Below are 21,225 nucleotides of genomic sequence, written 5' to 3' on the forward strand. Positions count from 1 at the left end.
TGATTTAAGGGAAGCCCTGTCAAAACAGAGTCACCCAGGGGCTGTATCGTGATTTCGCCCCTCTCGCGCCACGCAATTGTGGTTGCAACTCTTGGATAGCACGCCCCGAAAGGCTTAAAAAAGGTAAAAGAATATGGCAGATAAATCGAACTTCGACATATTGTATACCATTGTAGACGAAGCGCCAGAACTGGCCAGCGCCTCGTTCCTGCCCATCATCCGCAAGTTCGCATCTGCTGCGGGCGTTCGCGTTGGCACCAAAGATATTTCCCTTGCGGGACGCATTCTGGCAGCATTCCCCGAGAACCTTACTGACGATCAGCGGGTAAGCGACGATCTGGCTGATTTGGGCGAGCTGGTGAAGACACCTGATGCCAATGTCATCAAGCTGCCGAATATCTCTGCCTCGGTTCCACAGTTGGTTGCGGCCATCGAAGAACTGCAATCGCAGGGTTACGACATTCCGACTTACCCGGCAGAGCCTGCAACGGATGAGGAAAAGACGATCCGCGCTCGTTATGACGCGATCAAAGGTTCCGCTGTTAACCCGGTTCTGCGCGAAGGGAACAGTGACCGCCGTGCGGCGCGTGCCGTGAAAAACTATGCCCAGAACAACCCGCATTCGATGGGCGAATGGGCGTCGGACAGCAAGACCAAAGTGTCGTCCATGCCGGCCAATGATTTCTATGCAAACGAGATTTCGGCCACCATCACCGCAGCACAAGCAGGCGATGCGACAATCGAATTTGAAGGCAAGGATGGTGACGTCACCGTTCTGAAAGACGGCTGGTCGCTGGAAGAAGGGACCATCGCCGACGCGACTTTCATGTCGGTCAAGGCACTGTCTACGTTCCTTGCAGATGCCATTGAGGACACCAAGAAAGACGGGACCATGTTCTCGCTGCATATGAAAGCCACGATGATGAAGGTTTCAGACCCGATCATCTTTGGCTATGCGGTCAAAGCGTGGCTGGCCCCCGTGTTTGAAAAATTCAGCGCGGAACTGGATGCGTTGGGTGTGAACCCAAATTCAGGCCTGGGTGCATTGCTGGAGCGCGTACAGGGTCACGCCGACATCATGACGGCCATCGACGCGATCAAGGCGGACCGCCCGTCCATGTATATGGTGGATTCGGACCGCGGAATCACGAACCTGCATGTCCCATCGGATGTAATCATTGATGCCTCAATGCCTGCAGTGATCCGCGCCGGGGGTAAGGGCTGGGATGAGACGGGTGCCAAAGGTGACACCAACTGTGTGATCCCTGATCGCTGCTACGCGACCGTCTATGATGAGGCCATTAAGTTCTTCAAAGCCAATGGCGCGTTGAACCCGTCCACTGCCGGAGCCGTGGCGAACGTGGGCCTGATGGCTCAGAAAGCCGAGGAATACGGTTCGCACCCGACAACTTTCGAGGCACCGGCGGATGGTACAATCCGCATCGTTCTGCCCAATGGTGAAACGTTGCACAGCCACGGTGTCGAGGCCGGCGATATCTGGCGCGCCTGCACCGTCAAAAAGGCGCCAATTGAGAACTGGATTCAGTTGGCCATGGACCGTCAGCGTCTGACCGGTTCCGAGGCGATTTTCTGGTTGGACGCAAACCGGGCCCATGACGCAGAGCTTATCAAATATGTCAAACCGGCGCTTGAGGCCGCTGGCGTGGCCGACAAGTTCCTGATCATGGCCCCACGCGAAGCGACTCGTCAGTCGTTGGAGACGATCACAGCAGGTAATGACTCGATTGCCATCACCGGCAACGTGCTGCGGGATTATCTGACTGACCTGTTTCCAATCCTGGAACTGGGTACCTCGGCCAAGATGCTCTCCATCGTCAAACTGATGAACGGTGGCGGTTTGTTCGAAACTGGAGCTGGTGGTTCGGCGCCCAAACACGTGCAGCAGTTGGTCGAGGAAAACCATCTGCGCTGGGATTCGATGGGTGAGTTCTGTGCATTGGGTGAATCTCTGAACTTCCTTGCCGATAGCAAAGGCAACGAAAAAGCGGGCATTCTGGGTGCAGCGGCCGAAGCGGCGACGCAGGGTATTCTGGACAACAACCGCTCACCCAGCCGCAAAGTTGATCAGCCGGACAATCGCGACAGCCACTATTGGTTTGCACGCTACTGGGCTGAGGCTTTGGCCGCCCAGTCCGAAGATACGGAACTGGCTGCCGAGTTTGCATCGCTGGCCAAGGATCTGGCCGTCAACGAAGGGCAAATCCTGTCGGAGTTGGCCGCAGCGCAAGGTCAAGCTGCGGATTTGGGCGGTTACTATCACACCGATCCGGCCAAAACGGCAGCGGTTATGCGGCCCAGCACAACGTTGAACGCAATCATCGGCTAATCGCTAACGGCAAAACAGGTGATCCTTTGCCTGTTCAAAACACGGAAAGGGACCGGCACAGTTGTGCGGTCCCTTTTTTGTATCGTCGACACTGTCACGGAAAGTGGGCTGAGAAAAGTATTATGCATTTACAATGCTTTATAATGAATTTGTTTGTACTTACGGGATTCCCCTAATAGCACGGCAGCTCTGACTGTTTTAAACCTTGGATAACACAGAATTTCACTGGTGATGCCTCAGGGCCTTATCACTCACTCAGAGAATGACCAGCATTTGGGGTGCTGGTCATTTCATTTTGGTTCTCAGAATTTGCTGGGCAGCCAAGCAGTTCAACCATGGTTGAACACGAACACTATATCGAGTGCTCACAAAAATACTGGAGACTGGGTCTTAGCCAACGCGCCGGGGTTCTGGGTTGGCAATCGGCGTCTGTGTTCTTTTCGTTCCGTACGCTGCAACACCTTTGTGTCGCAGATAAGACAGGCGACGCGCCTCACGCCGGGCAAGTGCCAGAGATTCCAGGATCAGCGCGCACACGATTGACAGCATGGTTCCGACAAAACCGGATACCGCGACAACCAAGGACGGAATTCGGTCAACTAAGCCAGTTTCCAAAAACTCGCGGAAAACCGATACGAACACGAACAGCGAAGGTAAGAATATCAACAATGCCAAAGACAGGAAGAACGCGATTGGCTTTTCGTCTTTGATCAAAAGGCCAATCATTTTGAGAATTCGCCACCCATCTGAATATGTGGCCAGTTTGGAGTTCGAATCCGGAAGCCGTGAGACATATTTTGTCTCTACTTCTCCAATCGGCATACGCATCTGCATCGCGTGCACTGTAAGTTCAGTTTCAATTTCGAAACCGTTGGAAACCGCTGGAAAGCTTTTGACAAAGCGTCTGCTGAAAACACGATAACCGGACAGCAGGTCGTTGATTTTGCTGTTAAAGAAGAATTTCACCAGTCCGCTGAACAAGGCGTTTCCAAACTTATGACCCCTACGATAGGCTTGAATGTCCTCGTTAACACGCGCGCCATTAACCATATCAAGGTTTTGCGAGACCAGCAGATTAATCATGTCAGGTGCTGCCATACTGTCGTAGGTCGCATCCCCGTCTGCCATAACGTAGACATCCGCATCTACGTCAGCAAACATCCTACGGACAACGTTGCCTTTACCCTGATATGTTTCAGAATAGACCAGCGCGCCAGCGTCTTGCGCCATTCTGGCTGAGCCGTCCGTGGAATTGTTGTCGAATACGTAGATTACCGCCTCCGGCAGGGCGGCGCGGAACTGCTTGACAGTTTCACCAATGGCAATCGCCTCATTGTAACACGGTAAGATAACAGCAACCTCCAGCCCCGGCAATGACGCCCGTGTCAGAGATCCGTTTCTTAATTTCAAGGCAGCCTGTATCATACGTAACTCAAGCTCGCTCGGGTGTGTCATTTGAAGGAAAATTGCACTTCATTCCCAAGATGCTGCGCGCATGAGGCATTTCTGAAGCAGATAAATGGCCGAATTTTGGCATCCGATTGAAACGCCCTGATAATTCAAAAAAAATGGGCCGGTTCAAGTACCGGCCCCAAAGTTTCAGCTGAACCAAGGGATCAGTTCGAAGCCGCGTTCAACTTTGCGTTTTGCTCACGCAGCGTATCCGAGATGATCGCGTACCATTCACCGGATTGACGCATTTCGATCAGACCCTTGTTCATCATCGCGATGTATTCGCGCGCGAACGGGTTGGTGCGATGCGCAAGGAAGCTCATCGACGACAGTGTAGACACATAGGGGTTCTCAACGATGTCAGCCGAAGTCAAACCCATGTCTTTCATTGTCGATGCGAACAGATCAACTTCGAATGCCGCAACATCTGCGGTTCCGGTCAATACAGCGTCAAGGCAATCACGGGCCGAGCTCGGTTGAACCACAGTCGTGTTCTCGCGGTTCAGTCCCTGTTCTTCCAGAACAACCATGCTCCAGCCTGCCATACGGCAAATAGTCGAACCTTCTAGGTCCTTGAAGCTGGTCGCGCTTGCGTATTCGCTTTCCGGCAGTGTGAAGAAGCCACCGACGATATCGTAAACCGGGACGGAAGCTACGAATTGAGTGCAGCGAGCTTCGGTTTCCGGGGACCATTCGTATGTACGATTGGTACAATCCGGAACGGTCCATGCAATTGAAATATCGAAGGCACCAAGCGGCAACAGTGTATCCAGATGCGAACTCCAGTCGTCGACAAAGCTGACTGAATACTCACGGCTGTTTCCGGCCCGCTGAAGGCTGGTCGTTGCCAGGCGGGTCATGATGCCCCCGCCGTTCAGAGATTCGGTTGTGAACGGTTCCCATCCGTTACCCGCCACCATCTTGATCGGCGGCGCATAGACATTCGAGCGCTTGACGCTGGCTGCGCGCTTTTCTTCAGCAGCGATGATTTCCTGCGCGCTTTGGCCGTTCGGCAGGCTGCCGTCTTCACAGGGTAGGGCCAGCACCAGCCCAGGATTAAGAGACCCTGGGTTTGTGATAGCGTTCCTGTTCGCGTTGAAGATCGGCTGGTAGTTCGAGGTGCCATAGGCGGCGATGGCGATGGTTGCCAACGTGTCGCCGTCTTGCACTGTATAGTTTGTACACGCTTCCTGTGCAGCGGCAGCACCCGCGCTCAGAGCTGTGATGGCGGTTGCCGACAGCACTAGTTTCTTAATCTTCTCGTTAAACATTTCCACTTCCTCCAGACTTTTGTTTGTCAGGCCAAACATGGCCTTATCCATTTTCCATTTGATGGCGCAGGGCGGTCGAAACGATGTCGCGCCATTCGCCAGACTGCTGCATGATTGCCAGACCCTGATTCAGCGTCTCCAAGATCGCTTCCCCATCAGGATTATCTTTATGGGTCATGACATTAAGCGACTTGATCGCCGCCAGGTTGGGGTTTTCGATAATCCGGTGTTTATAGCCAAGCCGCGCGATGGCTTCCTCGGCCAGATGCGCCTCGATTGCCACGATATCGGCGGTTCCGTTCATCACAGCGTGAAAGCAGTCGTCGGGCGACGTGGGCCGCAGCAACTTGATGACGGGTTCGTAAAGGCTCACCGCGTCCATATGAGACAGCGACCAGCCTTCCGGGCGGCAGATCGTTGTTCCGGCAAAGTCTGCATATGTCAACGTTTGTTCGTACCCCGATCCGTCGCGAGCAAAGAATGTATCCACGACCTCGTAGAACGGGTTCGAGAAATTGTAGGTCTCACACCGGTTGCGGTCGCTTTCGGACAGCGCTTCTGCATCTTCGCAATTTGGGCGCGACCAGGGGAAAGTGCCATCAAAAGCAAGTGTTGGCATCAACAGATCCAGATGCGACGACCAATCGTTCACGAACTGAATTTTATACGCTTGTTCTGGCGCGGCCCGCAGCATCGCTGTCTCAACCAGTTGCGTATAAAGCCCCCGGTTGGGCAGCGCTTCGTCTGTAAACGGAGCGTAATTGCCGCCGGTGATCAACAGCAACTGACGATCACGAATTTCAGGGCGCGTTTCAGCGTTAGCATTTCTGATCAGTGCGGCGGCTTCCGAGCGGGCTGCCTCAATCTCTTCTTTTGCTGCGGCACGTGCAGCCACGACCGCATCTTCACTCGCCTTCTTTGCCTCAGCTTCTGCCGCTGCAACGCGCGCTTCCGCTTCGGCCACGGCTTTTTCCGCGCGTTCTTCGGCAGCTTTTACCAGTTCCGAGGCCATTTCCGCTGCCAGGCGTCCGGCTTCCGTGTCTGGCAGCTCAGGTGCGCGCCCGACATCTTCCAGACATGGCAGATTTAAAACGTCACCAATACGAATGATATTGGGGTTTGTGCCGATAACATCCCGGTTCGCATCGTAGATTGGCCGAAAATCTTCGGTCGCGTAAACTCGGATTGCCAATTCCCGCAGGCTGTCGCCGCGCTGAATCTCGTAGCTTGAACATGCCTCTTGCGCTGACGCCGCGCCGGTGGCGGCGGCTAGGGCAAGGCTTGATATGATAAGGTGTTTTCTCATGGGTCCTGTTGCTTTGCCTGGTTATTTTCTGGTAAGTTTCGCGACTGCGATCGACAGATTGTCTTGATCGGGATCGTCCTTGGCCTGGACAGCCAGTTGCAAGGCTTCGGCGATTTCCTGTGCCAGATCTTGCTGGTGTTCACGCAGAATTTCCTGAATCTCAGCGTCGCTGAGATACTGAAGCCCGTCACTGCCAAGGATCAGAATATCAGCGGGTGACACGATCAGTGGGTCTTCTGGGCAATCCACTTTTGGAATGGCACCCCCCATGATCACCGACGTCAGTTGGTTTCTGTCCAATCCCCGTGCTTCAGCTTCCGAAAGCTCACCCGCGGCCAGTTTTGCGTCGATCACGGGGGCCATCGAGTGGTCTTCGTTCACCTGTGTCAACCTGCCTTCGCGGAACAGGTAAAGGGGGCTGTCTCCGATCGATATCCTGAACACACGCTGACCCAGAAAGAGGACACCCAACAAGGTGGAGCCCATGTTGAAACCCTGGCCCTGTGCCTCGTTATGGTCGGATATCGCTGCATTGGCTTGCATGGCTGCCAACGGCAGCGCGTCAATTGCGGCTCCTTCGTTTAAGGTATCGGCTTCTAGCTCGCTATCCAGCGCGTTCCGCCAGGCGGTAATCACCATTTCTGAAGCCACTTCGCCCGCCTCGTGGCCACCCATACCGTCAGCGATCGCAATATAGCCCGCGTCCGATGCATCGAACATGCGCGCAGCAATCGCGTCTTCCTGCGTTTCCCGCTGACCCTGGTTCAGGATCAGTGCAACATCATATGCCGGAGTCGCCAGCATCTATCAGGAATCCCGCCAATCAAAACCTTCATCGCAGAAGGCCATAAATCGGATTGAGGTTTCACTGATGCGGATCAGATCACCGCTGGAGAGCGCGATTGTGCTTAGAACGGGTTTACCATTCAGGCGAACAAGGTTGGCTTTTCCGCCATGCCCCAGATAGCATTTTCGATCTTCGGGGTCATAAGCAATAACGGCGTGGTTCGAACGTGAAATACCCGTGTCGCCGAAATCCAGTTGGATCGCCTGGTCATCGTTTCGACCGATTTGCATCAAGCCTTCGGTCAGGGTGATGCTGGCGCCCCGTCCGGGACCTGCCGTCACCACCAGCCAACCAACCGGGAATGTTTCCTGAGCGGCTTCGGTTTTTGAGACGGGTTCTGATGTTTCAATCAATTCCTGAACATGCGTGTCCGCACGCTCAAACCCAAGGAACGTTGTTTTGACCCGCGAGCGACGGTCTTCGGCCGGGGCGGCAGGCGTGGGTTGAGTCTGTACGGCAACCTCTTCTTCCAAAGCCGGTTCTTGCACGGATGGGGCTGCAACCTCAGCTTCCACCGCTTCCGGCGCGCTCATTTCCACTACATCCAGAGGCAGCGTATCTTCATCCGGTGTTTCGGCAGGTTCGTCGGCTACATGCAAAGTGATGATATGATCGTCCGAGATTTCGTCATCGTCGGGGTCGGCCATCAAGTTCTTGGTATCTTGGTCGTCCTCGTCAATTGCATCTTCAACGAAGATGGACACTTCAACCGGTTCTTCCGCGTTTTCAGCCGCAACTTCGTCGAATTCCGGCATCTTCTCTTCAGGGATAAGCTCGTCTGTTTCTTCGTAAGAGTCAGACGTCATGTTTCCACCGGCCAGTGCGGCGCGCAGCGCGTTGAAGTCCGCGATAGGCTCCTGCTTTACCGTTTCAGGCACAGCGCTGTCTGCTGCATGAGCATTTTCAGCTACATCATCTTCTTTGGATTTGCCGGCACCTTCGAGAAGCCGGCTCAGAGGGCTTTTGTATTTGAACATGGTGTCGACACCTTCGAATTGTTGGCACGGACCTTTTGTGCCATGGGGCTGCTACCTAACCCTGCGTGGAACAACGCAGAGACACTCAATTGAAAACATGGAAACTGGTACTCTCTGCGGCGGGCCGGTTCCCGCCGGGCGGCAAACTGAACGCCGCCCTCAGTAAACACACACTGGCAGATCAAAAATGAACCGGTCAGATCACTCCTGCGCTAGCTGCATGGTCGCAGCTACTTCAGCACCGTTGCGCAACACGGTCAGCTTTGCCTCTGGCTGACTGTCGGAAACCAGCGCAGCCAGCATGCCATCAATGCTTTCGGACTCATCCAATGTCATGCCGGTCTGGCTTTCGCTCAACAGAACATCGCCTTTTCGCAGGCTACCCGTCGCCTCGGCCGGAACCGAGCTCACTTTTGTTTGCCACCCTTCACTTCCCGAGTTGCTGACTGTGAACGAGTAACCGTTCTCCAATCCTACCGAGCGCAGCACAGGCAATGCCAGCAGGCCATTCTGCGCGCGGGTCTTTCCAAGCGGCCGGTAGCGGGCTGCAACCCGTGTAAAGCCATCTGGGTCGACGCTCAGCTTGTCCAGGACTTGCGCTGCGAAAGAGATGTCCTGACGAACCGGGTTGCCGTTCAGAGTAAAGATCACAACTCCGGTTTCCACCCATTCGCCGATAACGCTCATGTCCTGATTGGCGTCCACACCGGTAACCGCAATAGTTGCACCTGTTGCGGTGCGGCGGCGGGACGTCTGGAAGGGGATTTCAACATCCCAATGGTGAAAAGATACCTGTTGTTCGGCTGGAGTGCCGGAAGCAACGTCAGCATCTGGTTCGGCAACAGCCACCGCAATCTCTTGTTCTGCAGGCTGCTCCTGAACACCGGCCGTCTCGGTAGATTCGGACGCTATTTCTGTGGCGGTTGGTTCCGCAGGTTCAACTTGCGCCTGCTCGACAGGCTCTTCTGGTTCAGGTTGTTGCTCTGAAGCGACCGCGACTTCGGGTTCAGGTGTTTCCGCCACGGGTTCTTCCACCGCGGGCGGTTCTGCTTCGGCAGTTTGTGTGGTTGCTTCAGGTAGCGTCGCCGTAACCTCAGCTTGTTCTTCACCTTTGTCGCCGGACATCACGAAGAAACCGCCTGCAGCCAACGCTGCCACAAGCACTGCTGCACCAGCGATCATCTTGCCGCTGCCACCGGATCCGCTCTGAACCACGGTATCAACTGCGACCGGTGTTTCCGCTTTTGCAGAAATCTTTGCCATCTCGGGTTCATTCTTTTTTTCGTTTTCGCGAACAATGTCCGAGTTCCCGGCGAGCAGAGCCGTCACAACCGCTTCGGCATTTTCGCTTTCGGCCTTGATCCGCGCCTTTTCTTCTTCCTTGTCCATGCGATCCATGCCGACAATCACAGAAACCGGGCGATAGGCGAATGTATCGAACATCACGCCAGGTCCGCGGAACATGCGCAGCCAATCCAAGGCTGTCTGCAAACGGTCCGTTGCGTGCACTTCCATTGCCTTGTCGATTGCTTCGAGGAATCCATCGGGGTATCCGTCAAAGCGGCCCGCCAAGGGTGCATAAGGGTCGTCCTGCCCGTTGTTGAACGCATTCAGGCGGCTTTGACCGTCGACCGGGCGTTCGCCACTGATCGCATGGTAAAGGGTTGCAGCCAAAACATAGAGGTCACTGCTGGGCCCTTGTTCAGCACCACGGACGTAAAACTCATGCGGCGAATACCCGTCTTTTATGACGCGTAGGGTCAACAATGCGGCCGACTTGTTTGCGGCTTGCTCACGCGCGGCACCGAAATCGATCAGAACCGGGTTTCCGTTCTCGTCAATCAGGATGTTGTCGGGAGAAATGTCACGGTGCAGCATCCCGCTTTGGTGGATGAACGACACCGCGGACAGCATCTTTTCCGTTACCTGTACTATAAAGTCAGGGCCGCCGACGTTTTCCGGATTTTCAACATAGTCCAGCAGGTCGCAACCGCGGATCAGATCCATCGCGATATAGGCGGTATCGTTGTCTTCGAACACTTGATGCACGTCGACAATATTCGGGTGCACCAGACGTGCATGATTGCGGGCTTCCTGAATAAACAGGTCGATAATGGCGCGCAGATCGTCTTTGTAAGACGGGTCGTTCGGCTCAACCTGGTCCCCGTTGCGACGGCACAATGCACCGGGGAAGCATTCCTTGATCACGACATCGCGCTCAAGGCTGTCGCGCGCAAGATAGGTGATCCCAAATCCGCCATTGCTGAGATACCGGATAATCTCGTACTGACCGCGCAACAGCTTTGCGCCCGGTTGCAGTCCTTCAATCTTTGGTTCGTCGTGCGTTGCACCGACAGCCTGGTTGTGGCTCATTTCAATCCGCCCGTTCTACTCATTTTGCGGCTTTATTTAACAGGGCCGGCAGCCCACGAACTCACAACCAAAAAACAACCGCAGGACACTTAAGAACGGTTAGACGTTTCAAATTTGACTTTAATGGGGCCGCCTGATGGCTTCACTAAGGATCGTTTTTTTGAATATGGCATATATAGTATGTCTACTACATGCAAATACTACATATTGGCTAAAGGGGTGGGGAAAACGAAAACTGATGACCCCAAACAGGTCTGTTGGTCTACGAATTCGAAACAATAAAGGGCCGATTCTTCGGCCCTTCGAATCGCTTCAATCCTGATGGAAAGTGCTAGGTCCCGGTTTTGGATTGTGCTGCGGCAACGGTACTGCCAGCCCAGGCAAGGTTATCACCAAGCTGCACAAGTATGTTGATTGCGTCTTTCAAAGGCGCATCGCCGCTTTCAAACTGAAGCAACAATAACAAGTCAGTCGCTTTTTCAAACTCGGCCGGAACCCAGTCAGCATCCGGATCGATTTCGCCACCTTGGTCCAACCGTTCCGCGAAATCTTCGACGATTTCCTGGCAGCTTTGCAAAAAGGCCGCGGGTTCGATGGCAGCGGTGTCACGCAGATCTTCATAAATGCTGGCAATAGCTGCCAGCCAGTCTTCAAGAATGGGGTTGTTCAGTGGCGGAAGGGCAGACCCCAGCGTTGACTGCATTGACGCAGCATCGTTGACGGTCGGTTCCGGCTCTGGCCCTTTCAATGTTTCCAGGAATGGCAGAAACTCGTGCTTCAGATCCTTCCGGGCAGCGCCAAGGTCACTGCGCCGCCGGTCAGACGCCGCATCAAGGACCTTTTCCGCGAGTTCCTGGCCACCACAGTTTTCCCAAAGATCGAAATCTGGTTCCGGCTCTTGAGCCATGGCGCGCACCGCGACGGGCGTGCCAATTGGGACCACAGCGCGAAACAGTCCCTCTTTCTCTTTGTTCAATCGGGCCAGTACCCGATCCAGAGCGGCCTGCACCGGGGGCAGATCAGCATGTGTGACCGCCAGCAGGCTGTTGGCTCTTAGCTCGGGCGGCACCTGCGCCCACAAATGCCGTTCGGTTTCGCGCCATGCGCTTGTGCCATTGGTGCACCAGATGGCACAGTCGACGAATTTCAGCAGGTCCAGTGTCTGTTTGTATGTATCATCCAATGCGCCAGAGCCGGGAAGATCGAACAGCGATATCTCTTTGAGAGCAGGTGTGTTCAATCCAACCGAAATAAAATCCGGCTCATCCGCAGCGGCCTTTTCCAGCGCGATGCCAGAGTATGTCTTGGGTTCCCTGTTCCACCAGCCGACAGTCGTCTCGGGCGTATCCGCGTAGGCAACGATGACAAGTGGCAGCTTCAGATGCTGCGGCCCGGTTGGAAGGATATCCGCCCCTGCCAGCATGTTCGCAAGGCTTGACTTGCCTGCTCCGAACTCCCCGGCGAAACCGATGTTGACCGCGTTGGACAGGCGCTCGGCGTGGGCGAGGGCCCGCGTGCGCATATCCTCCAATTTCGGGTCCGACGACAATTTTTCTGTCGCTGTCAGAAAGCGCTCCAGCTGCCGCACTTCCTGTTCGGTTCCGGGAAACTCAATCATTCCGCAGCCTCTGCCTGTCGTTCGTCCACGTTGTTTGTTCCAAAGACACTTTCCAACTCGTCGGTAATACGGCGCGCCCGTTCGAACGCAGCTTGTGCTTTCGCCTGAGCATTCAACTCACCCGCCCCGGAACGGTGCTCAAGATGGCCTGCCAAAAGAGCCAAGTAATGATCCAGGACGGTTTTCAACCGGTCCAGCAGATTTTCGCGTGTTGTGTCGATCAGGTCATCGCCAATCAACTCGAATTCCTGCACGATCATGCGCTCGGCCCGCGTCACAACGCTGTTGCGTGATATCAGACGCGACAACCAGTTTACACGCAGCTCAACCGTAATGCCACGGGTTAGCGCAGTGGTGTCCGGGCGGAACCAACGTACCGCACTTGTGTTCATGCGATTGTCTACCGGCTCCTGCCACCCCGGCAGTGCCCGCAAAGCGGCGTTGCATTGCATGTCGATCGCGTAAAGTTCGCTTAGCATGCGTTGGCGAACCACTTGCGACGCGCCTTGCACCAGCTCGCGCATGTGTTCGCGCAGTGGTGAGAAATTCAACTCGGTCGCGCCGCCCTTGGCAAGCAATGGGGATTGTCCTTCAGGCCCGCGCACCACAACAAAGACAGACTCGGACACCGTGTCATCCATGACTCCACGCAGGTTTGACAGAACGTCGTCCATGTCCCTGACAATGTCCTGCGTTTTGTCCGCAATCAGTTTGCGCAGATCGCCCAGCGTCTTGTCGCTGTCCTCAGCGCTGTGCGCACCCGCGCTGCCTTCATCTTGCAGAGCACGAAGATGTACCTGGGATCGCTCCAGTTCGCCACGCGCGAAGCTGTCGAGATGCTGCCACGCCATCCGCAACTGTTCGTTTATCGGCCCCTCCGTCAACGCCTGAGTGACATGGCGTCGTAAGTCGGGCAAGCCTGACGCGATCATAGCGGCAAACCGCAAGACAGCCTCACGGCTGATGGGCCCCGGTCCTTGTTTGATCTCTGCCACACCGTTCAGGTATTGTTGCATCTGTTCCGGGTGCGCCCGCAACCACGCCAGAATATGATCGTGATTCACACCGGTTTCATCGCCGGTCAGCGCATAATGCGCCCATTGTGCGCTGCCCATCAGGACATCGATATTCGAAGTACCCAAAGCTTTTTCCAGCCCGTCTACAACATCCAGACGCACCTTTGCCGCATCTTCGGCCCCGCCGCCCAATTCATCGACACGGTTGATGAAGACAACGATCTGTCCAAGTTCCAGTGCCTGCATCAGCCGGAACAGTTTCAGGTCCGCACGCGACAACGCCTGATGCGCTGAAAGAACCACCACAAAGAAATCGGATTCTTTGAGATACTGGCGGGAAATCTCCTCACGGATAAGCAGGGGGTCATTTACTCCGGGCGTATCGGTGACTGTCAGAGGGAATGGGAAATGTCCGATGTCAAAATAGACCTCGGCCTTGCGCGTGATGTCGCTGTAAAGTCCGCGATCACTGCCGGGGTCAACTGTCCCATCTTCTGCGGGGTCGTCCCCAGCGCACACGTAACGCGCCAGATCATCGGATGTCAGTTGATCCAGATCGTGATGTTGACCCAACAGCTGTTCATAACTGTCCCCCAGTCGCCGACGCGCCCGGGTCTTCATGGCTTCGACCTGCTCTTCGATCATCTCGCGCTTGTAGCTGTCCTCGTCATCCGGGAACATGTTGCGCAACTCTTCGCCTTCGGCGATCAGTGATTGCCACTGATAGTTGTCGAAGAAATGGAACTCGGCTCCTTCGGTTCGACCGTTCGGGTGCCCGAAATGCATGTCGGTGATCACGGTCGTCCAGGGGTTCACGTCCGACGGCAGGTATTCTGCCTGACCGGTGAAGCCGTTGATCAAGCGCGACTTTCCTGCTTTGATTTGTCCTACAAAGGCAACTGACGGTTTCAGTTTCCCCAGATCACCAATTATGCGCGATATGAACTGACGTGTTTCGTCATTGCTCGTCCCGTTCATGTCTTCTGCGATGCGAATAAGCTCGCGACGATGTGTTTCACTCATTACTCTTTACCCTGACTACAAAAAAACAACGCATTGAATTAGTCGAAAATTTGAATGCTTTAGGGGTAGTCATTCCTCAACCTCCCCCAAAGATGTCCACAGATTAATGACCGCACCAAGTTTGCGGGCATCGTGGATGGCCACAGCAATCTGCTCGTTATCGCTCAGAACTGCCATGCCCGCACCCTTACCACCCGATGGCCGTATGACGATCAGATGTGGGCCTTCGAATTCGTCCCGGGTGTCGTTGTTCCAACCAGCAAGATCCGAAACAAAACGTGTCAAAATCTCTTGATTGAGGTGCATTCCCTCGGAAGGTTTGCAGGTTCCTTCGAAAGCCAGCGCAGTGTTTTCCATACTATCCACAAGGACACGACCTGTGGCAAAGCGTGCAGCCCCGTCAAAAAACTGTTGTGCCAAGGAGTTGCCCGACTCTGCTACCGGGGCAGGGCTGTTGTCTGAAGATTTTTCAACATCGGGAACGACAGACACGATGGGCTCAGAGGAAAGCTCAATTCCGGCGCAGGCATTCTCGATCTCACTCAAGGTGATACCAACATCATCAGCCTCCAGCGTCGAGGCTGGCTTTCCAGACATCAGTTCCAGTGGGGCAGGGGCGGCTGAAATGTCAGAAACCAGTTGGGCCAGTTTATCGACCAGCGCGGTACGTGTTTCTGATTCGAAATCAGGAATCTGCCCGGACGGTACTTGAAACACATCCGTGATCCGGGAGCTGTTCACTTCGATCTTCAGGCAGCTTCCGTTTGCCGCGGTCAGCTCCAGTCGCCGGGGTAATATTGTTCCGCGAATGAAACGCAGTACAGCCGCGCGACGGGCTGTTGCAGTTTCACCGGGGACAATCACCGTCGGAGACAGGCGCGCAACCGAAGACCGCCCGATATCTTCGAGCATGTCGAGAATGTCTGTGTCCATCATACCGTGACCCCCTCTGGTCCCGTTCAGACTGCGGCCGCAACCGGCTTGAGGCTGAGATGCGATTTCGTGAGTGCCAGTCCCACATTCGCGCTGTTGCGGCAGATATAGCAGACCACATGATCAGGATATTCCTGGGTCCGCAAAAAGATGTTCAATCGGTCTTTTGAAAACACCGCGATTTCCCCGAACCCGGCGTTTTCCTCATCAGTGTTTCCGGCCTCGTGCAAGAGCGCTTCAAATGCAGCGACACCACGCCCCTGAAACAGATTGGCCACTGCGATTGCCAAAGTGTCCAGCGATTCAGCGCAATCGGAATCAGAGACACTGCTGCCCAAAAGCATGCCGGTCTCCATGTCGATATACCCGGCTGCGATGCAGTCGGGTATTGTTTCAATCGCGGTGTTCAATGCATCCTGAATGGACATTTAACTCTTTATCGTCCTTTTCTCAGCGCCTTGATTAAGGCATCCTTACAAAACATGCCACTCTGCACTGCTGTTTTCTTTTGACTTTGGAATGGCTTGCAGGGCGTGTTTGGAATGTTTCGCACTATATTCAACTGCGATCTGGTCAAATTCGGCAAGAAAGGCCTTGAATACGTTCTGAAGCCCGTCTGCGTCCTTTGGCAGCTCTTCGTTGTTTGTGATTTCCCGCCACATATCCGACGCGCTAAGGGGCGACTCGATTGCGGATTCCGGAAGATTAATGCGCGGTTCGTGACTGATATTGCGGGCTTCTTCCTCGACTGAGGCCACGACTTCTATCAAACCGTTTGTCTCAGGCTCAGGTTCGTAATCCTCGGCGTTGTTCTCTGGCTGAGCCGCCATCAGCGCCGCAATGGAGGATACCGAGACTTCGATACCCCGATCATCACGCGATTCAACTTCCGGCGTGAAAACTTCAATTTCATCCGCTTCGACCGAGGCTTCCCGCAACGTCGTGTTTAAGGAGGTCAGCACGTCATCAACGGACTTGTCGCCCGTTTCAGCATCTGGAGCTTCATCCAGCAGATCGTCCGCATCATCAGCATCGTCGAATTCACCGGACAGGTCGAACTCATCCACGTCTTCTTCCAGACCGGCGACATTCTTCAATTCAAGCGGATCGTTCGCAGTATCCTTGAAGAAGGCACGCAACTCGTCGCTGGTATCGGTTTCATCGAGCATCTGCTCGGGGTCTGATACCATTTCAGCCCGCAGCCGTTCAGCGTCTTCCGGGTTGATCCGAACCCGTTCGCCTTCGTCAAGGCGTCGCTCTACACGGGCTGGCCGGATGGGGAAACTTGTTACGACATTATGATCGTCGGCTCCAGGTCGCTGTTCGTTTTCCAAAGGATTGACCAGCCGCAGAGGAGTAGCTTCGGTGACGTCCGCCAGTGCCTCTCGGTCGTCTGGTTTGCGGGCAGGGCGCAGCGGTTGAACCCTGAATGCGCCGGACTGGCTTTTGTCGATCTGATACCGTGCCAGCTGATCGGCGCGATTGTCCATGATCTGTTCTGTGATTTCCAGAAAACTGTCGATCATCTTGCCGCCACCACTGCGCGACCACATTTCGGCGTCGCCCGTCTTGTCACGGGCATTGATCGCATCGCGGGCGGAAAACAGAATGGACCGGTTGAAGAGGTGTCCGGCTTCGCGATTGACGCGGCGCAGAACCTTTTGACGATCCTTAAGGTTTAGTGCGTCGGCCCGCGTCACCAACAGCAGCGAGTTGTGTTGCAAGCGGTCCGGCAGCGAAACCCATGTCGCGCGTTCGGTTTCGCGCCAGGCTTGGGTCGCGTGGGTGCACCAAATGACCCCGTTTGCCTGTCCAACTGCCCGCTGCCAGACATCTGTCGAGATCTTGGGGTCCGAAATTCCGGGGGTGTCAATCAGATCGACGGCTTCCAGAATATCCGCCTCAAGGAAGATACGAACGAACTGCGCGTCGTTGACGCCAACAGTCTCAAGCTGATCCAGTTCGATGGGTTCGATGCTTCCGTCATGCCGCTTGATGTATGGTGTTTCACTGCCCCAGCTAAACCAGACCGGTGGTAACTGGGTCGCGGTAACCTGCGTCGGCAAGGTTTGCGTTCGCAGTAAAAAGTTCATCAGTGTGGACTTGCCAGCGCTGAATTCACCCATCAAAGCGAAAACCGGTTTGCGACGGGACCACTGCTCGATACGTTCCCATGCTTTCGGTGAAACAAAGCGTGTTTGTGAATCTTTTGCCATTTTTCTACTTATGCCGCTTCGTTGCTTAGGTCTTTCAGGATGTCACCCAGAATTTCGTCTCGCGATTTCTGAGGTTGCAGGCCCGCCATCGCTGCCGAGGCCTGGCCGGAGTTTTTGTCCGCTGATGATGAGATGCTCAGCAGCGTTTCCTTCTGTTCCCGCATGAAGTCCGCCAGAATAGCGCGGACGTTTTCCAACACTGCCGCTATCTGGTTTTCCTCGATATCCTTGGTGATCGAATTTGCCTCGGACGCGATCAGGCGTGTGTAATCGGCAGCGTATGCCTCAAAGCCTTTGCGCTTTTGCCACCAGCGTCGCCACCAGGTACTTTGCAAGTCCAGGGCAATCGTCCGGCCAATCCCCAATGGTGGTGGAACACGCGGCACGATAGGTGCTTCGATGCTGAACTCGCCCAGATGGTTGCCAAGAATTTTGTGATACAGCGCTTCGACATCTGCAGCCGCAGTTGAGTAGAGCGCCCCGGCATCCTTACGCATTGCGCGGGCAAAACTGAAATAGGCAGCTTTTTGCAGCGTCCTCAAGCCAGCCGGGTCGTATTGCCAGGTGCCTTGCTCGCCATTCATCTCAAGATGCGCGATCAGGGAATCTGTTGCGCGCTTCACAAAACTTGCCTCGGCCGAGTTCAGGCGCTCCAGTACTTTGTCGCGTAATGCGTTGGTCAGTTCGGCCGCTTTCTTTTCATATTCCGCAGAAACCTTCGCAATCGCATCTTCCGGCGAAACACCATCAAGATCACGCGCGACGCCTTCACCCTCTGACAGAGTCTTTGCCACGGCGGTGGCACGAATCTGGCTGGCAATGTTGCGGGCGCGATGGCGAACCCGGTCTATCAGTCGCGCTCCGGCACCTTCTGCAATACGCTCGTTTATCGCCAGCAGCAGGTCAGGCAATCCGGACAATGCCCAGATTTTGTCAAGCGAGGGTGCCTGATCACCGAATCCAGCAGCGAGATAAAAAGTATTGAGTGCTTCGCGGGATTCCTCGTTCAGAATCTCGGGGTTCCCGGTCAGCGCTGCCTCAGCCCACAAGGCACTGCCGAACACGACACTAGTCTTTGCGTCGATGTTGTTCTGTTTCAGAGTGTCCAGAATCCGGTCGCGGATTTCGGGGACCTGGTTAACCGGGTCTGACAACTCGTCAATCCGGTTCACAAACAAGACGATCTGACGGTTCTCAAATTGGGCGATGATCCGCATCAAGGCCATGTCCATGGTGGTCAGGGCTTGGCTTGCGGCAAGCACCACAACACAGACCTCGGACCCGCGCAGGCTGCGCAGGGTAATCTGTTCACGCACCATGAAGGTATCGTTGACACCCGGCGTATCACAGAGTTTCAGCGCAATCGGGTACTGAGGGATATCCATGTACAACTCGGCCGACTTGGTCACATCTGCAAACCGGCCGGTTTTTGGATTGATATCCGGGTCGTCCTCATCGCCCAGGCACACATATCTTTGGATCAGTTCTTCATCGAAGTGGTCGTATTGGTGGCTTTGGCCAAGTATCAGGTCAAAGTGCTTTCCAAGACGCTCTTCGGACTTTGCTTTCATCTCGCCAATCTGACGGCGAATGTCCTCCATCTCGTCATCTGCACCGGCACGGTTGGCCAACTCGCCCAACCGGCCACCCCCGACCATCAGGTTGTCCCATTCTTCCTGCTCAAAGAAGGTGAACTTGGCCTTGGTATCGCCCGGCGGGCGCGTGTTGATGTTCAGGGTTGTGACGACCGACGTCCACGGGTTCACATCCGACGGAAGCAAAGATGGGCGCCCTGCGAGAATGTTTACAATCGATGATTTGCCCGCTTTTACCTGACCGACCATGGTGATGCTGGCGGTGAAGTTTTCCATCCGGGTCTTGAGTGTTGCCAGACGTGCCGAGGAGCGCGCATCAGCCACCTCAGTCAATTGATCAATCTGCGCCGTCAGTGATGACATTGCCGAAGTCATCGGCGCCAGAGCTTCGTTGCCTACAGACAACAGGTGATCATTGCGCGCCATGCTTAACCTCCGGTTCCCGTAGCAGCGATGCGGGGTTCAAGCGAAGGACGGCCCGTTGGAATTCCTGTCAGGGTGTCGATACGTGCGATCAGGTCCAAAGCGTTGCCCAAAATGTCAGCCTCGGCGCGCGGGCTGATGGTTTCGTAAGCCTTGGCATCAGCCAGCACCTCGATCGAGCTGAAGCGATCGCCGTTTTCAAGGCACGCAACGCGGCGTCCGGTCGGGAAACCTTCGGATTTGACCGCGGGCAATGGCATACGCGCATTGGCCAGCAGGTAGTGGTCGCCGGAATGAGTTCGGAGCGAAATCCCAAAGCCCGTGTTCGGATGGTCCCGGTTCAGGATCTTGAGTTCGCCAAGAAAGCTTTCACGAGCAAAGAAGACAGCCTCTTGCTCGGCAGTAGCGGAGGAATTCAGATCGGTCACAGCAGTAAACCTTGTACTGGAGTTGAGCAGGAAACTCGTACCGGCGCCAAAGTGGCAAAAAAGACTCATTAACTCCTGCTAAACAACAAGACCCTTCAAGGCGGTCTTATTTTGACGTGAATAAGATTTTTTGGCGTTTGAAATGTGGCAGCTTTGTGGTGGAGCGCTCTTGAGAATGCCTCAACCTGCGCGGGAATGCCTATGACGCAAGCGCCACTCGGCACCTACAGTGTGAAACCGAGCGGGGACCGGCGGAACACAATTGCTTGCACTTGACGGTACAGGTCATTCGATAATCTGTGTGGCCGTGAAGGGCACCACAGCCGAGTAAGCCATTCTTGTTATTTCAGAAACCTGAAGTCTCTCTCTGAGTTGGAAAGGGTCGCAGATGCGTTTCCTGGGGTGTTGGGGTGGGTAATCCCGCGCTTCGTCCCAAGGATTCAACTATGTGCATGTGAGGGCAGTGAAGGATGATTTCTATATTCGCTATTGGTGATCTGGCAACAGGCTGTCAGCTTGTCTTTTTGGCCTTTGGTCAACGTAAACGAGATATTTCGCAGGCTAACTTGGCCGAAATCTAAACTTCGGCAGGAATGAACAGCTCTTCCAAAATTGCGTGGTCTTTGTCTCTCAGGATATCGGGTTTCACGGCCACTGATGTTCCCATCAGTTTTCCACTGACAAGTCTCTTAGGGCTATACATTTTCATGAGGTACTGTGGTTGCTCAATATCTCATCAGAGGATCTACAAACTTGGCGATACGTGTATTTTACCTCTCGCGCTCGGAAGCAAGCTTTGTTATTGACCGCTTCATTCCAGCGCTGCGGCGCTGAGTTGCGGGTGTGGCGAAATTGGTAGACGCACCAGATTTAGGTTCTGGCGCCGCAAGGCGTGGGGGTTCAAGTCCCTCCACCCGCACCATTTTGATCAACTAAAGTTCTGAAAATATAAGTATTTATAAACTCTATTAGGCTTTAACCTCCAGTTGGCCCCCATGTTTAATCGCTGCTGGGTTCCCTGTCTTCGATCCAATCGCGCACCTCTGGCGCCCTCAAAGGTGTGCATCTTTTCCACTGGTGAATCGGGCTTTCCTTATCGGTCAATATGTCCAGAAGAGGTTAAGAATATCGCAGAGATCAAGACTGGAAGATACGAGTTGCTGCTGCCGCATATTTTGGATGTAGATTGCGACAGAGCTAAGCACATCCAGCAGACGAAGCGTTGCGGATATTGTTGCGGTCGATCTGCTAAAAAAGGCGCCCTCGGGCGCCTTGTTTTACTGGTCGGAGTGAGAGGATTCGAACCTCCGGCCCCTGCCTCCCGAAGACAGTGCTCTACCAGGCTGAGCTACACTCCGACCGTGGCGGGTGATCTATACGGGGCTTTTCCGATGCGCAAG

The 21,225-nt window shown here is 54.7% G+C and carries 14 protein-coding genes and 2 tRNA genes; 2 read left to right on the top strand and 14 right to left on the bottom strand.

Features of this window, described 5'->3' with window-relative positions; translation table 11 throughout:
* The first annotated feature begins 133 nt into the window (after positions 1-133).
* Complete coding sequence (locus tag AC2FLU_RS18865; RefSeq protein ID WP_496716248.1) at positions 134-2,347, top strand: NADP-dependent isocitrate dehydrogenase; 2,214 nt, start codon at positions 134-136, stop codon at positions 2,345-2,347.
* Positions 2,348-2,737: 390 nt separating this feature from the next.
* Here AC2FLU_RS18865 and AC2FLU_RS18870 read toward each other — a convergent pair whose 3' ends face one another.
* The 13 genes from AC2FLU_RS18870 to AC2FLU_RS18930 all read right to left on the bottom strand — a co-directional run bounded on the left by AC2FLU_RS18870 (position 2,738) and on the right by AC2FLU_RS18930 (position 19,894).
* Positions 2,738-3,802 carry a glycosyltransferase family 2 protein gene (locus AC2FLU_RS18870; RefSeq protein ID WP_480896688.1) on the bottom strand — a complete coding sequence of 355 codons (1,065 nt, stop codon included), beginning with the start codon at positions 3,800-3,802 and terminating at the stop codon, positions 2,738-2,740.
* Between the two features lie 161 nt (positions 3,803-3,963).
* Positions 3,964-5,070: a peptidoglycan-binding protein LysM gene (locus AC2FLU_RS18875; RefSeq protein WP_480494212.1), complete on the bottom strand. Its 1,107-nt coding sequence runs from the start codon at positions 5,068-5,070 to the stop codon at positions 3,964-3,966.
* Between the two features lie 43 nt (positions 5,071-5,113).
* Positions 5,114-6,376 (bottom strand): type 2 periplasmic-binding domain-containing protein, encoded by a 1,263-nt coding sequence (locus AC2FLU_RS18880; RefSeq protein ID WP_480477122.1) that lies wholly within the window; start codon positions 6,374-6,376, stop codon positions 5,114-5,116.
* Positions 6,377-6,397: 21 nt separating this feature from the next.
* Positions 6,398-7,180 carry a PP2C family protein-serine/threonine phosphatase gene (locus tag AC2FLU_RS18885; protein WP_480477124.1) on the bottom strand — a complete coding sequence of 261 codons (783 nt, stop codon included), beginning with the start codon at positions 7,178-7,180 and terminating at the stop codon, positions 6,398-6,400.
* A gap of 3 nt (positions 7,181-7,183) precedes the next feature.
* Complete coding sequence (locus tag AC2FLU_RS18890) at positions 7,184-8,200, bottom strand: FHA domain-containing protein (RefSeq protein WP_480554900.1); 1,017 nt, start codon at positions 8,198-8,200, stop codon at positions 7,184-7,186.
* Between the two features lie 201 nt (positions 8,201-8,401).
* A complete protein-coding gene (locus AC2FLU_RS18895; protein WP_480554901.1) occupies positions 8,402-10,573 on the bottom strand; it encodes a serine/threonine-protein kinase in 2,172 nt (723 codons plus the stop codon).
* 331 nt (positions 10,574-10,904) lie between these two features.
* Positions 10,905-12,191 (bottom strand): dynamin family protein, encoded by a 1,287-nt coding sequence (locus AC2FLU_RS18900; RefSeq protein ID WP_496716066.1) that lies wholly within the window; start codon positions 12,189-12,191, stop codon positions 10,905-10,907.
* The gene (locus AC2FLU_RS18905; RefSeq protein ID WP_480554904.1) at positions 12,188-14,230 is read right to left on the bottom strand and encodes a dynamin family protein; all 2,043 of its coding nucleotides are present in this window, start codon (positions 14,228-14,230) and stop codon (positions 12,188-12,190) included. Before AC2FLU_RS18905 ends, AC2FLU_RS18900 begins: the two co-directional genes overlap by 4 nt.
* A gap of 69 nt (positions 14,231-14,299) precedes the next feature.
* A complete protein-coding gene (locus AC2FLU_RS18910) occupies positions 14,300-15,166 on the bottom strand; it encodes a hypothetical protein (protein ID WP_480554905.1) in 867 nt (288 codons plus the stop codon).
* Positions 15,167-15,189: 23 nt separating this feature from the next.
* Positions 15,190-15,591, bottom strand: coding sequence for a hypothetical protein (locus AC2FLU_RS18915; RefSeq protein ID WP_496716070.1), 402 nt, complete (start codon positions 15,589-15,591; stop codon positions 15,190-15,192).
* 45 nt (positions 15,592-15,636) lie between these two features.
* On the bottom strand, positions 15,637-17,379 hold the full coding sequence (locus AC2FLU_RS18920) for a dynamin family protein (RefSeq protein WP_480477138.1): 1,743 nt from the start codon (positions 17,377-17,379) through the stop codon (positions 15,637-15,639).
* A gap of 8 nt (positions 17,380-17,387) precedes the next feature.
* Positions 17,388-19,400 (bottom strand): dynamin family protein, encoded by a 2,013-nt coding sequence (locus tag AC2FLU_RS18925; protein WP_480519860.1) that lies wholly within the window; start codon positions 19,398-19,400, stop codon positions 17,388-17,390.
* A 2-nt stretch (positions 19,401-19,402) separates the two neighbouring features.
* Positions 19,403-19,894 (bottom strand): hypothetical protein, encoded by a 492-nt coding sequence (locus AC2FLU_RS18930; RefSeq protein WP_480494206.1) that lies wholly within the window; start codon positions 19,892-19,894, stop codon positions 19,403-19,405.
* 768 nt (positions 19,895-20,662) lie between these two features.
* Here AC2FLU_RS18930 and AC2FLU_RS18935 point away from each other — a divergent pair.
* Positions 20,663-20,747 (top strand) — tRNA-Leu (locus AC2FLU_RS18935).
* Between the two features lie 359 nt (positions 20,748-21,106).
* On the opposite strand, the gene AC2FLU_RS18940 is transcribed toward AC2FLU_RS18935, so the two are convergent.
* A tRNA-Pro gene (locus AC2FLU_RS18940) sits at positions 21,107-21,183 on the bottom strand.
* Positions 21,184-21,225 lie beyond the last annotated feature (42 nt).

It is taken from the genome of Ruegeria sp. SAZD013, assembly GCF_059612525.1.

What these genes read in the sequence shown, in the direction of transcription:
- AC2FLU_RS18865 (WP_496716248.1), top strand. Translation starts at nt 134, where the DNA reads ATGGCAGATAAATCGAACTTCGACATATTGTATACCATTGTAGACGAA.
- AC2FLU_RS18870 (WP_480896688.1), bottom strand. Translation starts at nt 3,802, where the DNA reads ATGACACACCCGAGCGAGCTTGAGTTACGTATGATACAGGCTGCCTTG.
- AC2FLU_RS18875 (WP_480494212.1), bottom strand. Translation starts at nt 5,070, where the DNA reads ATGTTTAACGAGAAGATTAAGAAACTAGTGCTGTCGGCAACCGCCATC.
- AC2FLU_RS18880 (WP_480477122.1), bottom strand. Translation starts at nt 6,376, where the DNA reads ATGAGAAAACACCTTATCATATCAAGCCTTGCCCTAGCCGCCGCCACC.
- AC2FLU_RS18885 (WP_480477124.1), bottom strand. Translation starts at nt 7,180, where the DNA reads ATGCTGGCGACTCCGGCATATGATGTTGCACTGATCCTGAACCAGGGT.
- AC2FLU_RS18890 (WP_480554900.1), bottom strand. Translation starts at nt 8,200, where the DNA reads ATGTTCAAATACAAAAGCCCTCTGAGCCGGCTTCTCGAAGGTGCCGGC.
- AC2FLU_RS18895 (WP_480554901.1), bottom strand. Translation starts at nt 10,573, where the DNA reads ATGAGCCACAACCAGGCTGTCGGTGCAACGCACGACGAACCAAAGATT.
- AC2FLU_RS18900 (WP_496716066.1), bottom strand. Translation starts at nt 12,191, where the DNA reads ATGATTGAGTTTCCCGGAACCGAACAGGAAGTGCGGCAGCTGGAGCGC.
- AC2FLU_RS18905 (WP_480554904.1), bottom strand. Translation starts at nt 14,230, where the DNA reads ATGAGTGAAACACATCGTCGCGAGCTTATTCGCATCGCAGAAGACATG.
- AC2FLU_RS18910 (WP_480554905.1), bottom strand. Translation starts at nt 15,166, where the DNA reads ATGATGGACACAGACATTCTCGACATGCTCGAAGATATCGGGCGGTCT.
- AC2FLU_RS18915 (WP_496716070.1), bottom strand. Translation starts at nt 15,591, where the DNA reads ATGTCCATTCAGGATGCATTGAACACCGCGATTGAAACAATACCCGAC.
- AC2FLU_RS18920 (WP_480477138.1), bottom strand. Translation starts at nt 17,379, where the DNA reads ATGGCAAAAGATTCACAAACACGCTTTGTTTCACCGAAAGCATGGGAA.
- AC2FLU_RS18925 (WP_480519860.1), bottom strand. Translation starts at nt 19,400, where the DNA reads ATGGCGCGCAATGATCACCTGTTGTCTGTAGGCAACGAAGCTCTGGCG.
- AC2FLU_RS18930 (WP_480494206.1), bottom strand. Translation starts at nt 19,894, where the DNA reads ATGAGTCTTTTTTGCCACTTTGGCGCCGGTACGAGTTTCCTGCTCAAC.